The 12,499-nt window shown below is 62.9% G+C and carries 12 protein-coding genes; 7 read left to right on the forward strand and 5 right to left on the reverse strand.

Annotation, left to right across the window (positions count from 1 at the left end; translation table 11 throughout):
• Positions 1 to 60: 60 nt before the first annotated feature.
• The 3 genes from AC1DYJ_RS07230 (at position 61) to AC1DYJ_RS07240 (ending at position 4,200) form a co-directional block, all read left to right on the forward strand.
• Positions 61 to 3,228 carry an efflux RND transporter permease subunit gene (locus AC1DYJ_RS07230; protein WP_477283887.1) on the forward strand — a complete coding sequence of 1,056 codons (3,168 nt, stop codon included), beginning with the start codon at positions 61 to 63 and terminating at the stop codon, positions 3,226 to 3,228.
• A 120-nt stretch (positions 3,229 to 3,348) separates the two neighbouring features.
• On the forward strand, positions 3,349 to 3,507 hold the full coding sequence (locus tag AC1DYJ_RS07235) for a DUF3309 family protein (RefSeq protein ID WP_477283885.1): 159 nt from the start codon (positions 3,349 to 3,351) through the stop codon (positions 3,505 to 3,507).
• 279 nt (positions 3,508 to 3,786) lie between these two features.
• Positions 3,787 to 4,200: a DOPA 4,5-dioxygenase family protein gene (locus AC1DYJ_RS07240; protein ID WP_477283883.1), complete on the forward strand. Its 414-nt coding sequence runs from the start codon at positions 3,787 to 3,789 to the stop codon at positions 4,198 to 4,200.
• A 70-nt stretch (positions 4,201 to 4,270) separates the two neighbouring features.
• Here the strand turns inward: AC1DYJ_RS07240 and AC1DYJ_RS07245 are convergent, their stop codons facing one another.
• Entirely contained in the window at positions 4,271 to 5,338 is a 1,068-nt protein-coding gene (locus AC1DYJ_RS07245; protein ID WP_477283964.1) for a cyclic nucleotide-gated potassium channel, read from the reverse strand.
• Positions 5,339 to 5,518: 180 nt separating this feature from the next.
• Here AC1DYJ_RS07245 and AC1DYJ_RS07250 point away from each other — a divergent pair, with 180 nt between their 5' ends.
• Positions 5,519 to 6,400, forward strand: a complete 882-nt coding sequence (locus AC1DYJ_RS07250) for a metal-dependent phosphohydrolase (RefSeq protein ID WP_477283881.1) — start codon at positions 5,519 to 5,521, stop codon at positions 6,398 to 6,400.
• A gap of 96 nt (positions 6,401 to 6,496) precedes the next feature.
• Positions 6,497 to 6,805: an EthD family reductase gene (locus AC1DYJ_RS07255; protein ID WP_477283879.1), complete on the forward strand. Its 309-nt coding sequence runs from the start codon at positions 6,497 to 6,499 to the stop codon at positions 6,803 to 6,805.
• Between the two features lie 72 nt (positions 6,806 to 6,877).
• On the opposite strand, the gene AC1DYJ_RS07260 is transcribed toward AC1DYJ_RS07255, so the two are convergent.
• Positions 6,878 to 7,648, reverse strand: a complete 771-nt coding sequence (locus tag AC1DYJ_RS07260; RefSeq protein WP_477283877.1) for an alpha/beta hydrolase — start codon at positions 7,646 to 7,648, stop codon at positions 6,878 to 6,880.
• A 214-nt stretch (positions 7,649 to 7,862) separates the two neighbouring features.
• Between AC1DYJ_RS07260 and AC1DYJ_RS07265 the strand changes: the two genes are divergently transcribed.
• Together AC1DYJ_RS07265 and gloA2 are read left to right on the forward strand one after the other, a co-directional pair.
• A complete protein-coding gene (locus tag AC1DYJ_RS07265; protein WP_477283875.1) occupies positions 7,863 to 8,825 on the forward strand; it encodes a cupin domain-containing protein in 963 nt (320 codons plus the stop codon).
• Between the two features lie 348 nt (positions 8,826 to 9,173).
• On the forward strand, positions 9,174 to 9,578 hold the full coding sequence (gloA2, locus tag AC1DYJ_RS07270; protein ID WP_477283873.1) for an SMU1112c/YaeR family gloxylase I-like metalloprotein: 405 nt from the start codon (positions 9,174 to 9,176) through the stop codon (positions 9,576 to 9,578).
• Positions 9,579 to 9,676: 98 nt separating this feature from the next.
• On the opposite strand, the gene AC1DYJ_RS07275 is transcribed toward gloA2, so the two are convergent.
• From AC1DYJ_RS07275 to AC1DYJ_RS07285, 3 genes are read right to left on the reverse strand one after another with little or no spacing between them, the layout of a single operon-like run.
• Complete coding sequence (locus AC1DYJ_RS07275; RefSeq protein ID WP_477283871.1) at positions 9,677 to 10,294, reverse strand: flavodoxin; 618 nt, start codon at positions 10,292 to 10,294, stop codon at positions 9,677 to 9,679.
• A complete protein-coding gene (locus tag AC1DYJ_RS07280) occupies positions 10,294 to 11,448 on the reverse strand; it encodes an aldo/keto reductase (protein WP_477283869.1) in 1,155 nt (384 codons plus the stop codon). The genes AC1DYJ_RS07275 and AC1DYJ_RS07280 overlap by 1 nt, the downstream gene beginning before the upstream one ends.
• A 47-nt stretch (positions 11,449 to 11,495) precedes the next feature.
• A complete protein-coding gene (locus AC1DYJ_RS07285; protein ID WP_477283867.1) occupies positions 11,496 to 12,488 on the reverse strand; it encodes an aldo/keto reductase in 993 nt (330 codons plus the stop codon).
• Positions 12,489 to 12,499: the final 11 nt, after the last annotated feature.

A 12,499-nucleotide genomic window follows, 5' to 3' on the forward strand; every position in this document is an offset into this window, starting at 1 on the left:
CCGGGCGGGGACAGCCGGCCGCAATGCGGCTCCTGAAATTTTGAGAACAGGCGTTAGCCAATGGATATCGTCAAACTCGCGATCAACAATGCCCGGCTGACCATTTCGGCCCTGCTGTTCCTGCTGGTCGCCGGCTGGGTTGCCTATGAATCGACACCGAAGGAAGCGGAACCCGACGTTCCGATTCCGATGATGTATGTCAGCCTGATCTATCAGGGCATTTCGCCTGAGGATTCCGAGCGTCTTCTGCTGCGACCGATGGAAAGCAAGCTGAAGAGCCTGAAGGGCCTCAAGGAAATGCGCTCGGCCGCCTTCCAGGGCGGCGGCTATGTGCTGGTCGAGTTCCAGCCGCAGACCAATCTGGCGACCGCGCTGCAGGACACGCGCTCCAAGGTGCAGGACGGCAAGGCCGACCTGCCGCAGGCCGCCGAAGAGCCTGTCGTCACCGAGGTCAACATCTCCGAATTCCCCGTGCTGGTGGTGACGCTGTCGGGCGAATTGCCCGAGCGCGTGCTGACGGCCGCCGCGCGCGAATTGCGCGACCGCATCGAGGAGGTGCCGGGCGTTCTCGAAGGCTCGCTGCAGGGTTCGCGCGACGATCTCGTCGAAGTCGTCATCGATCCGATGAAGCTGTCGTCCTACGGCCTGCAGCTCGACCAGCTGATCGGCGCTGTCGGCGCCTCGAACAGCCTGGTTGCCGCCGGCAATCTTGAGGGCTCGGAAGGCAAATACGCGGTCAAGGTGCCGTCGCTGATCGAGACGCCCGAGGATGTGGCTGCCCTGCCGGTCGTCGCCGGCCCCAATGCCGTCGTGCAGGCCAAGGACATTGCCACGGTCCGTTCGACCTTCAAGGACGCCGAGACGATCACCCGCCTCAACGGCAAGCCGGCCATCGCCATCGAAGTCAAGAAGCGCATCGGCGCCAATCTGATCGACACGCTGGCCAAGGTGCGGGAAGTGTCCGACGGCTTCGTCAAGACGATGCCGGAAGGCATGAACGTCACCTACACACAGGACAAGTCGGTCTTCGTCAATCAGCTTCTGGGTGACCTGCAGAACCACGTGATGATCGCCGTCATCCTGGTGTTCATCGTCATCCTCTATGCGCTGTCGGGCCGCGCCTCGCTGCTGATCGGGCTTGCCATTCCGTCATCCTTCCTGATCGGCATCCTGCTGCTTGCGATGATGGGCTACACGATCAACATGATCGTGCTGTTCAGCCTCATCCTGGCGGTCGGCATGCTGGTCGACGATGCCATCATCGTCACCGAGTTCGCCGAACGGCGCATGGGCGAAGGCATGCCGAAGGCGGAAGCCTTCGCGCTGGCCGCCAAGCGCATGGCCGGTCCGGTCATCGCCGCGACCATGACGCGCATCGCGGCCTTCTCGCCGCTCTTGTTCTGGCCCGGCATCATCGGCGACTTCATGAAATACATGCCGATCACGCTGATCGTCACGCTGTCGGCGTCGATGCTCTACGCGCTGGTGTTCGCGCCGACGCTCGGCGCGCTCTTCGCCAAGGCGCCGGAGCATCATGAGGAAAACCGCGACGGCTGGTATATGGCGCTGGTCAAACAGGCGGTGCGCTTCCCCATCACCGTGCTGGTGATGACCGCCGTGCTTTTGACCGGCATCGTCTTCGCCTATTCGAAATATGGCGCCGGCGTCGAGTTCTTCCCCAGCGTCGAGCCGGATTATGGCCTGCTCTATGTGCATGCCCGCGGCAATCTTTCGCTGGACGAAATGGACACCGCAACCAAGATCGCGGAAAACCGGCTGCTCGGCTGGCCCGGCGTGAAATCGGTCTACACCCGCGTCGGCAAGACGCAGGGCGGCGGCCAGGATGTGCCGGAAGATGTCGTCGGCGTCATCCAGTACGAATTCATCGACTGGCGCGAGCGCAAGTCGGCGAACCAGATCCTGGACGAGTTGCGCACTGTCATGGCCGGCATTCCCGGCGTCGATGTCGAGGTGCGCGTGCCGGAGGCCGGCCCGCCCACAGGCAAGCCGATCCAGATCAGGCTTTCGGCCGTCGATCCCAAGGGGCTCGACGACCAGGCCCGTGCCGTTGCGGCGCGCATCGCCAAGGTGCCCGGCGTAATCGACATTTCCGACGGCCTGCCGCCGCCCGGCGTCGACTGGGCGCTCGAGGTCGACCGCGCCAAGGCGGCGCAGTACGGCATCAGCCCGACGGCGGTCGGCACAGTGGTGCAATTGGTGACCAACGGGTTGAAGCTGTCGGAGTATAGGCCTGCCGGCGCCGACGATGCCGTCGACATCAGGCTGCGTCTGCCCGAAGACCGTCGTACGCTGTCGACACTCGACGAGCTTCGCGTGCAGACCTCGCAAGGCTCGGTGCCGATCTCGAATTTCGTCGTGCGCAAGCCCGAGCCGACGGTCGGCATCCTCAACCGCATCGACGGTGCGCGCACCGTGGTCGTCCAGGCCAATGTCAGCGCCGGCGCCCAGGTCGCGGCAGTGCAGGCGGAGGTGACCAAGGCGGTCACCGACATGAAGCTCGACAACGGCATACGCTGGAAGCTGGCAGGCTCGAACGAGGACAGCGCCGAAGCCAGCGCCTTCCTCGGCAAGGCTTTTGGCGCGGCGATCTTCCTGATCTTCCTCGTGCTGCTGATGCAGTTCAACAAGTTCACCAGCGTGCTGCTGGTGCTGTCCTGCGTGGTCATGGCGACGATCGGTGTGTTCTTGGGCCTGCTCCTGACCGGCGAGGCCTTCGGCATCGTCATGTCGGGCATCGGCGTGATTGCGCTTGCCGGCGTGGTGGTGAACAACAACATCGTGTTGATCGACACCTATGACCGGCTGCGCGAAGAGGGCTGGGACAAGATGGAGGCGGTGCTGCAGACCTGCCGCGAGCGTGCCCGGCCGGTGGTGCTGACGGCGGTGTCGGCGATCCTCGGCGTGCTGCCGATCGCCTTTGGCCTCGGGCTCGAAATCTTCCACCACGAGACGACGATCAACGCGCCGTCGACGCAATGGTGGATTTCGCTGTCCTCGGCCATCGTCTTCGGCCTGTCCTTCGCCACTCTGCTGACGCTGGTGGTGACGCCGTCCATGCTGATGATCTTCACCCGCAGCAAGAACAGCCGCTTCTACGCGTTCTTCCGCGGCCAATTCGGCGGCGACATGAGGAAAAAGGCTGCGACCGCGCCCGACACGGATGCCGGCGACGGGCCGGCTATCGCCTTCCCGAAAGCCGCCGAATAGGTCCGCTTTCACCGCTCAGACAAAAGGCCGTCCGGAACAACCGGGCGGCCTTTTGCATTGTGCCATCCGAGCGATGCGAAGCATCGTCTCGTATCTGCAGTGCAAGGCGAGGGATTCCTAATGACCGTCACCACCATCCTGATCATTGTTTTGATCCTGATCCTGATCGGCGCCGTGCCGGCCTGGCCGCACTCGCGCTCGTGGGGCTACGGTCCCTCAGGCATCGCCGGCGTCGTGTTGGTGGTGCTGCTGATCCTGGTGCTGATGGGCAGGATTTGATCGGGGCAATCGCGTTTGGTTGTCGCCCTACGAGTACCCCCCACCCCTAACCCTCCCCACAAGGGGGAGGAGGACTCTCGCCGGTGCTGACCTCAAGCAGACTGCGTGGATTCCACACTGAAATAAGGGCGCGCGGCAGCGTTCCCTCCCCCTTGTGGGGAGGGTTAGGGTGGGGGTCCTCTTCATAAGAGTCCGATAGCCGTGCGCCGCCCCCCCTTGGCCGCGTAGCTCCCTTGCGTATACGCTGCCCGCAGAACAATCATCGCGGGAGCTATCGCCGTGACCGAAGCCACTCCAAGGCCTCTCGCTGAGATCGCCAGCTATCACGCCCATATCTACTATGGCGGGCCGGCCGAGCGGCAACATGCCGAATGGCTGCGCCTGCGCATCGGCGAGCGTTTCCGCGTGCGGCTGGGCAATTGGCGCGACGAGCCGGTCGGCCCGCATGAGCAGGCCATGTACCAGGTCTCCTTCGCCACCGAGATTTTTGCCTCGCTGGTTCCATGGCTGATGCTGAACCATGGCGGCTTAAGCATCCTCATCCACCCCAACACGACCAACCCCAAGCGCGACCATCTGGTCGATCCGATCTGGATCGGCCGCCCGCTGGGGGTGCATGGCGAGGTGCTGGGCGAGGAGGATGAAGCGGAAGAGGCGCTGGAGGTGAATACGGAGCCGACGCTGGGGGTTTAGGGGTACGAGTCGACGGCGGATGGCCGTCATTCAGCCGCACCCTTATTGGCCTCGCTTCTCCGGGGTACGGTCAAGCCGTCGGCGCTGCGCTGCGCCGCTCGAGCGCGGTCTTGCGGATGATTTCCGCGATCTCCGGGCTGCTCGAGCACAGCATCTGGAAGTCCACCGCGTGCAGCGACAGGAGTGAGACCGCCGTTGCGGCACTGACGGTCGCCATACGCGGTTCGCCGCTGATCAGTGCCATCTCGCCGAAGAAGGCGCCGGCGCCAAGCTCCACCGCGTTCGGCGTCGCGACAGTGACGCGCCCCTCGACGACGAAGAACATCTGGTCACCGGGATCGCCTCTGCGGCAGATCACGGCGCCCGCCGGCACCGTGCGCGGTCTTAGCGCGCGCACGATCTCGACCAGCACGGCCGGGCCGAGTTTTTGAAACAACGGCACGCCGGCGACCAATTGCCAATTGCGGACGAATTCCCCGCGACGAACTTCCTGAGAGAAGCCGGTGGCAAGAATGCCCGCCCACAGCGCGAAGATGCCGATGCCGCTCATCATGACTGCGCCGGCAAGGACGCGGCCGGCGAAGCTTTGCGGAATTTCGTCGCCATAGCCGGTGGTGGACAGCGTGACCACCGCCCACCACATGGCCTGCGGGATGCTGCCGAACTTGTCCGGCTGGATGTCGCGCTCGATGACATAGCCCGCGAGCGCGACGCCAAACAGAACGACGCCGAACAGCGTGGTGACGCCGATCAGGTTGCGCGCCTCGTTGGCCAGCACCCTGCCCAGCACCGGGAAGAAGGTCGAGTCGCGCAGCGGTTTCAGCAGCCAGACGGCACAATAGAGGCTCCGGTCGGGCGTGCGGATAAGCAGGAATGCCGCGAGTGGAACCAGGACCGCGATCATATCTATGGTGATTTCGGCCGTGCTGCTGCTTACGTCTCCGGCCCGGCGCTTGAGCAGCGTCGCGGCCAGCTGCACAAGATAGGCGGCCCAAATGACAGCGAGCAGGGCAACCAGTGCCAGTCTGCTTCGTCCCGACATGTTCGGTGTCGTGAGCGCAGCCACCGCCAGCAGCCCGGGCGCAGCCAGCACCGCGTTGAGCGGCGCGTAAATTCTTAGGGATCGCAGTACCGACATTTCATGCCCACGCGCGGCGACTATCCTGCAGAATAGGATGGCTTCAAGGCAAGCGCAAAAGGTGCTTGCCGCCGCCGCGATGTGCATCACCAACGCTGTGATAAAATCCACACCGGAACCGTGCTAGGATGCCTGCCGCACGCGATCTGTCGTGCTTCGAATTGGCCAGGAACGATTGTCATGCTCAATCCGATTTCCATCATGGCCGACCGGCTCGGCGACCATCTGTCGGAACTCTATCTGCAGTATTTCTCGCATCGCAATTCGGAGTATGCGGCCTACATAGGCGGCGCGGCCCGCCTTGTCCTGGAGCGCATCGGCAATTCGAACGCGCTGTATCACAACATCGAGCACACGCTGATGGTTACGCTCGCCGGCCAGCAGATCATCCGCGGCCGGCTGCTTTCGGAATCCCTGACCCCCGATGACTGGCTGCATTACACTTGCGCGCTGCTGGTCCACGACATCGGCATGGTGCACGGCATATGCCCGGGCGACAGCGACGACAGCTTCATCATCAACGAGGCCGGCGAGCGCCATACGCCACCGCGCGGCGCTTCCGACGCGGTGCTTGCGCCCTATCATATCGAGCGCGCCAAGATCTATGCGCGCCAGCGCTTCGGGTCCTCGAAGTTCATCGACGAGGAGCGCATCGTCGCGGCGATCGAGATGACGCGCTTTCCGGTACCGGACGATCCGGCCTATCAGGCCACCAACACCGAGCCGGCGCTGGTCCGGGCCGCGGATCTGATCGGCCAGCTCGCCGATCCCTTCTACCACCGCAAGCTGCCGGCGCTGTTTGCCGAGTTCTGCGAGACCGGGATGGTGGAAAAACTCGGCTGCAAGACCGCCGCCGATCTCGGCGCCTGCTTCAGCGATTTCTTCACGCTGAAGGTCGAGCCCTATATCGGCGACGCGATCCGCTATCTGGAGCTGACGACCGAAGGCAAGCAGTGGGTCGCCAACCTGCACAGCAACCTGTTCCAGTCCGGGCTGCGGCCCGCCAGGATCGGACCRTTCCCCGGCGTGGCGCAGCCGGCGAGCCTTGCGGTGGTGACCTGAGAGCGGGGGGTTGTTTTCCGCCGGTGCCATCTTCGCTGATGGGTAGATTATTGCCCACGTAGCCGGCGGTGGGTGCCGTTTCAAAAGGGGGGAGGCATGGCCAGACTTGTCGCACTCTACAAGACGCCGAAGGACCCGGCCGCATTCGACCGATACTATTTTTCGACCCACATTCCGCTGGCCAAAACCATTCCCGGCTTGACGAAATACGAGGTCAGCGATGGCGGGGTGCATGCCCCGGAAGGACCCTCAGCCTATCATCTGATGGCGATCCTCCACTTCGGTTCCCTCGCCGACATTCAAGCCGCGTTTGCCTCTCCCGAGGGACAGGCCACGGCGGCCGATCTCGGCAATTTCGCCGGTGGCGGCGTGGAGCTTTTGCTGTTCGAGACCAGCGAAGTCTGAGCCGCGCCCCAAGAGGTTTGTCCGCCGGGCACGCGTGGCGCTCCCGGCACGAAAGTGCCGGGAGCGGTATCGTCACTTCACCAGTGCGGCCTTTTCAATCACCGCGGCGACTTCCTTGGCGTGGACGACGAGGGAGGCATGGCTGCCGGCGACCTCCGTGGTCTGCGCCTTCATCCTTTCGGCGAAGATCTTCTGGACCTCGGGGGCGATGACCTTGTCCTTCGTGCTGATGACATAGAAATTCGGCTTGTCGTGCCAGGCTGCCGTGTCGACGGGAGCCTCGAACGCCGTGTGGTTCAACGGCAGCTGATGGTTTGCCAGGGATTCGGCGATCTCCTTGGGAAGGTCGGCCGCGACAGCCGAGGGGAACACTTTGGGATCGATGTAGAGATCGCCCTTTTCGTCGGGATGGATAGCAGCGCCGCCTTCGGTTGCCGGACCGCTCTTGGACAGGCTGGCCAGGGATTCGCCTACGTCGGGCGCGAATGCGGAGACGTAGACGAGCGCCGAGACATTTGGTTCGTCACCTGCTTGCGTGATGACCACACCGCCCCAGGAGTGGCCGACAAGAACGGTCTTGCCGGTCTGTTTCGCGAGCGCCTGCTTGGTGGCATCGACGTCGGCTTGAAGCGAGGTGAGCGGGTTTTCGACCAGCGTTACGTTGTAGCCCTTCTTGGTCAGGATATCGGCAACCGGCTGCCAGCTCGTCTGGTCAACGAAAGCGCCATGGACGAGCACGATGTTGTGCGCCGCCCCCTTGGGCAGTTGAGCTGATTGCGCGGGGGCGGCAAACGTTGCTCCGGCCATGAGGACAGCGGCGGCTGAGAGTAGAAGATTTCGCATTCAATGCTCCTGTTGGGATGACGGACGACGGGGGTCCTGGGAGGCAGGCGTGTCGACAAGAGTCTTGGGTTCCCCCGTACGCCGTTGGCGTGATGGTTTGCCGCGCGACCCGTTGGCTCGACCTGCGATCAGTTAGTACGGGGAGCATTTGGACGTTAGGCCTCAATCGTCCGAATATTGTGTCGGACCGTCCGTCGTAGTAGCATCCGAGCGGATGGACATCCTCGGCCAGGTGCTGGATCGCGTTCGCCTCGGTGGAACCCTGCTCTTCCACTTCGAGCTCGGCCATCCATGGAATCTGGCATTGCCGGCGCGCCCCTACGCGCTGTTCCATTATCTCAGCCGCGGCTCGGCTACCCTTGCGCTCGATGAGGGACGAGAACTCCACATGAGCGAGGGCGACTTTGTCGTCATCACACGCGGCGAGCCTCACGTGATCTATTCGGATAGCCGCACCACGCCGCTGCTGATTATTGATCTCGATCGACCGGCCGGACGTCTTGGCGTCGTTCGTCATGGCGGCGACGGGGAGCCGCTCTCGACGATGATCTGCGGCAATTTCACCGTGGAGCGGCCCTCGCGCGGCAGCGTGCTGGAATTGCTTCCGCCCCTGCTTCTCCTGAGGCCGACGGAAGACGGCGGATGGCTCGATTCTATCCTGCAACGCATGGTGAGCGAGTCGGCGCTTGCGCGCCCCGGCCAGGACGTCGCCCTCTCCCGGCTGACGGAAGTGCTCTTCGTCGAGGTGCTGCGAAGCTGGATCAAGTCTCTCGATTCGGGGGAAGGCGGGTGGCTGGGGGCGATGGCGGACCCGCACATAGGACCGGCGCTTCAGTTGATCCACGAACGACCGGATCAGCCCTGGACGCTTGGCGACCTCGGACAGCGCGTGGGACTTGGTCGCTCGGCGTTTTCGGCCCGCTTCACCAAGCTCGTCGGCCAGTCCATGTACCGCTATCTGATCGCACGCCGGATGTCCGAGGCCGCGTTTCTGCTCGAAACAAGCGACGAGGGGATTGCACGGATCGCGACCCGTGTCGGCTACGAGACCGCGGCCGCGTTTTCGAAGCTGTTCCAACGCCATCATGGCCTATCGCCCGGTCGCTATCGAGCAGCTCGCCGGGGTGACGGTGGTCGAAGGCAAGGGGCGGTGCTGGAAGCAGAAGTCGCCAACTGACCTCAATAGAGCTGGCTTCCCGAAGGTCTGGGGCGATGGGCGGCGGGCGGCACCGGTAGGAGGCGCAAGAGGCGCTGGAAGTGGATACCGAGCCGACGCTGGAGGCTTAAGAGAGTGACGAGGGTCGGGCCTCGGCCTCGGAAACCGCATTCGCCTACAGTTTGGTTCCGTCATGCATGACCGGCCGCTTTACGCCTCACGGCGGTCATACAAGCTAGCTTCACCGTCTCCTCAAAAGCCGACACTACTCGATCGACGTTTAGTAAGCTGGCTCATGGCGGTGGCAAGAAGCCAACTCAGAACTTGGCGACCTTGGCCTCAAACCCCAGGTTGGCTAAAGTTGGCACCATGCTAAATGCCATCCACCACGTCGCGCTCATCTGCACCGACTACGACCGGTCGCGACGGTTCTACGTCGAACTCCTCGGCCTCGATCTGATCCGAGAGGTCTATCGGGAGGAGCGGCAGTCATGGAAGGCGGATTTGCGGATCGGATCGCTCCAGCTGGAACTGTTCTCCTTCCCCGCACCCGTGATGCGGCCCTCCCATCCAGAGGCGACAGGCTTGAGACATCTGGCATTTGCTGTGGCTGATCTCGATCTGGTCATAGCGCGGCTGGAAGCCGCCAACGTTGCCGTTGAGCCAATCCGGATCGACCCATATACGGATCAACGGTTTACATTTTTCAGAGACCCAGACGACTTGCCGCTGGAATTGTACGAAGTCCCTGTGAGGAACGGGTCGCTTTCGTAACGTCATCGACGTGGAATGGCGGTGACGCGGGAATGGTAGTCGAGTCATCCGTTCGCGACGCATATTGAAAGTCGTGAGGCGCGCCGTTTTCGCGCCGTCTACCTTTCTTGCCGGGTCAGGTCCGACTTTGTCAGCCAGTCTCGCACCTGCTCGGTGGTCCGCCGCTCCTGAAGGCCCTCCATGACGAACCCTGGGGCAAAACTCGCCTGTGGCGCGGCCATTGCTATAATTTCGCGGCTGTTCCCAAGACCGTAGCCTCCGTGCAGATTGAACGGGATTATGGTCTTCCCGGAGAAGTCCTGATTGGCCAGGAACGAACGAACAATCGGTGGAGCCGAAGCGCCCCAAATTGGAAAACCGAGGAACACCGTGTTGTAAGAACTGAGATTGCCGACGCTCGCTTTGAGTGGCGGCAGGAAATTTCTCTCGCGTTCCTGCGTCGCCTGGTCGACCGTCTCGAAATAGTCGGCGGGATAGGGCGTGGCCGGCTCTATCTCGAACAGGTCGCCGCCGAGATCACGGCTGAGCAGGGCGGCAATGGTGCGGGTGTTGCCGCTGCGTGTAAAATAGGCGACCAGCGGCTTGCCGCCTGCGCCAGCCGATGCAGCGGAGACAGCGCTGACGGCGACCAGCGGAAAAAGCAGCGAAGACACAAGCATCTCTCGTCGAGTCGTTTTCGTGGAGTTGGGCATCATCGTGCTCGGCTTGGTACGCATCACGATCTCGGCGCCGCTTCCACGCCCGAATAGGCCAGGACTGCATCGGGCAACCGCTGACCGTACACCTCGATCGCCGCAACCGCTGCATTCAGCTCCGCAACCTCTGACGGCGAAAATTCAATCGAGGCTGCTCCTATGTTCTCGAGCATGTGGGCCATTTGAGTGGTGCCGGGGATGGGGACAATCCACGGCTTCTGCGCCATGAGCCATGCAAGGCCGATCTGACCGGGCGTTGCGTTCTTGCGCTTGGCCCAGTCTTTGACGAGGGCAACCAGCGCAAGATTGTTCGGCAGGTTATCCGGCGAAAAGCGGGTCTCAACGGCCCGGATGTCGCCGGGAGCAAAACGTGTAGCCTGGTCAATAGCTCCGGTCAGGAAGCCAACCCCCAGCGGGCTCCATGGGACGAAGCCGATGCCGAGCTCCTGGCAAGTCGCAAGGACCGATTCCTCCGGTCCACGCCACAGCATCGAGTATTCGCTCTGCACCGCCGTCACGGGCCGTTCGGCATGGGCGCGCCGAAGCGTCTTGAGACCCATTTCGCTGAGGCCCCAATGGAGGACCTTGCCCTCTGCCATGAGATCTCCGACGGCGCCGGCAACGTCCTCGATCGGCACCTCCGGATCGATGCGATGCTGGTATAGCAGATCGATCCTGTCGGTGCGCAGCCGCTTGAGCATGCCCTCGACAGCGAGCTTGATGTGATCGGGCTTGCTGTTGAGCCCCGGGAGGCGTTTGCCGGTCTCCAGATCGATGTTCCAACCAAATTTCGAGGTGATCGCGACTTTGTCACGGAAACCCTCGATACCCTCGCCCAGGATCCGCTCGACCTCATGGGGGCCATAGGCTTCGGCCGCGTCGAAGAAGGTTACACCGTGATCAAAGGCGGCCCGGATGATGTTGTGCATCTCGGTTCGTGTAGGGACCGTCATCTGATAGGTGCGGCTCATATTCTGGACACCAAGCCCGACGGCCGAGACTTCAAGGGAGCCCAGTTTCCGGCGCTTTGACACTCCTGCCTGCGGCGCATTTGCGATGGTTGGCGAAGCTCCATTCGACTGAGCGTAGGCATCGCTTGCGAACGGTGCGGCCGCCAGCAGGCCTGCCGCTGCAAGCAGGCTGCGACGGCTTACCCGGGTGTTTTCTGATCGCATTGCTTATTCCTTCCTTCGTGAGTTCATCCAAGGCGGGCGATGCGTTCTCAGAGCCCGGTCATTTTCAGGACCGCCTCCGGCAACCGCTCGCCTTGCACTTCGATTTTGGACAGACCGACGCGGATCTCGGAAAGGTCGGCGTCGGTCAGCTCGACATCGGCGCTGCCGACATTCTCTTCGACACGTGAAAGCCTTTTCGTGCCGGGGATCGGCACGACCCAGGGCTTCTGCGCCAGCAGCCAGGCCAGTGCGACCTGGGCAGGCGTGTCGCCCTTACGCTCGGCAACTGTTTTGACCACATCGACCAGCGCCATATTGGCCTTGCGCGCTTCAGGCGAGAACCGGGGCACCGAGTTGCGGAAGTCACCTGCCTCGAATTTCGTGTTCTCGTCGATCTTGCCAGCCAGGAAACCGGCGCCGAGCGGGCTGAACGGCACAAAGCCGATCCCAAGCTCTTGAAGCACCGGCAGCAGCTCGGTCTCAGGGCCGCGCCAAAACAGGGAGTATTCGCTCTGAACGGCCGTGAGCGGGTGAACCGCGTGGGCGCGGCGGATGGTGCCGACACCGGCTTCCGAGAGCCCGAAGTGCCTCACCTTGCCTTCGGCGATGAGATCCTTCACGGCACCGGCGACGTCCTCGATCGGCACATTCGGGTCGACGCGGTGCTGATAGAACAGGTCGATATGGTCAGTGCGCAGCCGTTTGAGGGCGGCCTCCGCGACGGCCTTGATATGCTCCGGGCGGCTGTTGGTCCCGCCATTGCGTTTGCCGGTCGCGAGATCGATGTCGAAGCCGAACTTGGTGGCGATGACGACTTTATCCCGGATCGGTTGGAGGGCTTCGCCCACCAGCTCCTCATTGGTGAAAGGCCCGTAGGCTTCAGCGGTGTCGAAAAGGGTAACGCCGAGATCGAAGGCACCACGAATGATGCGAATTGCCTCCTGGTGGTCGCCCGTCTGACCGTAAGTCGACGCGAAGCTCATGCAGCCAAGGCCGATCGCCGAGACTTCCAGGTCTTTTCCAATTGTGCGCTTCTTCATGTCTTTCTCCG

This window comes from Mesorhizobium sp. P2_B11, from assembly GCF_056404855.1.

Excerpts from the sequence above, each read along its gene's own strand:
- AC1DYJ_RS07280 (WP_477283869.1), bottom strand. The coding sequence starts at position 11,448 with ATGCGATCAGAAAACACCCGGGTAAGCCGTCGCAGCCTGCTTGCAGCG.
- AC1DYJ_RS07285 (WP_477283867.1), bottom strand. The coding sequence starts at position 12,488 with ATGAAGAAGCGCACAATTGGAAAAGACCTGGAAGTCTCGGCGATCGGC.
- AC1DYJ_RS07230 (WP_477283887.1), top strand. The coding sequence starts at position 61 with ATGGATATCGTCAAACTCGCGATCAACAATGCCCGGCTGACCATTTCG.
- AC1DYJ_RS07245 (WP_477283964.1), bottom strand. The coding sequence starts at position 5,338 with ATGTCGGTACTGCGATCCCTAAGAATTTACGCGCCGCTCAACGCGGTG.
- AC1DYJ_RS07275 (WP_477283871.1), bottom strand. The coding sequence starts at position 10,294 with ATGCGTACCAAGCCGAGCACGATGATGCCCAACTCCACGAAAACGACT.
- AC1DYJ_RS07255 (WP_477283879.1), top strand. The coding sequence starts at position 6,497 with ATGGCCAGACTTGTCGCACTCTACAAGACGCCGAAGGACCCGGCCGCA.
- AC1DYJ_RS07260 (WP_477283877.1), bottom strand. The coding sequence starts at position 7,648 with ATGCGAAATCTTCTACTCTCAGCCGCCGCTGTCCTCATGGCCGGAGCA.
- AC1DYJ_RS07235 (WP_477283885.1), top strand. The coding sequence starts at position 3,349 with ATGACCGTCACCACCATCCTGATCATTGTTTTGATCCTGATCCTGATC.
- AC1DYJ_RS07265 (WP_477283875.1), top strand. The coding sequence starts at position 7,863 with ATGGACATCCTCGGCCAGGTGCTGGATCGCGTTCGCCTCGGTGGAACC.
- gloA2 (WP_477283873.1), top strand. The coding sequence starts at position 9,174 with ATGCTAAATGCCATCCACCACGTCGCGCTCATCTGCACCGACTACGAC.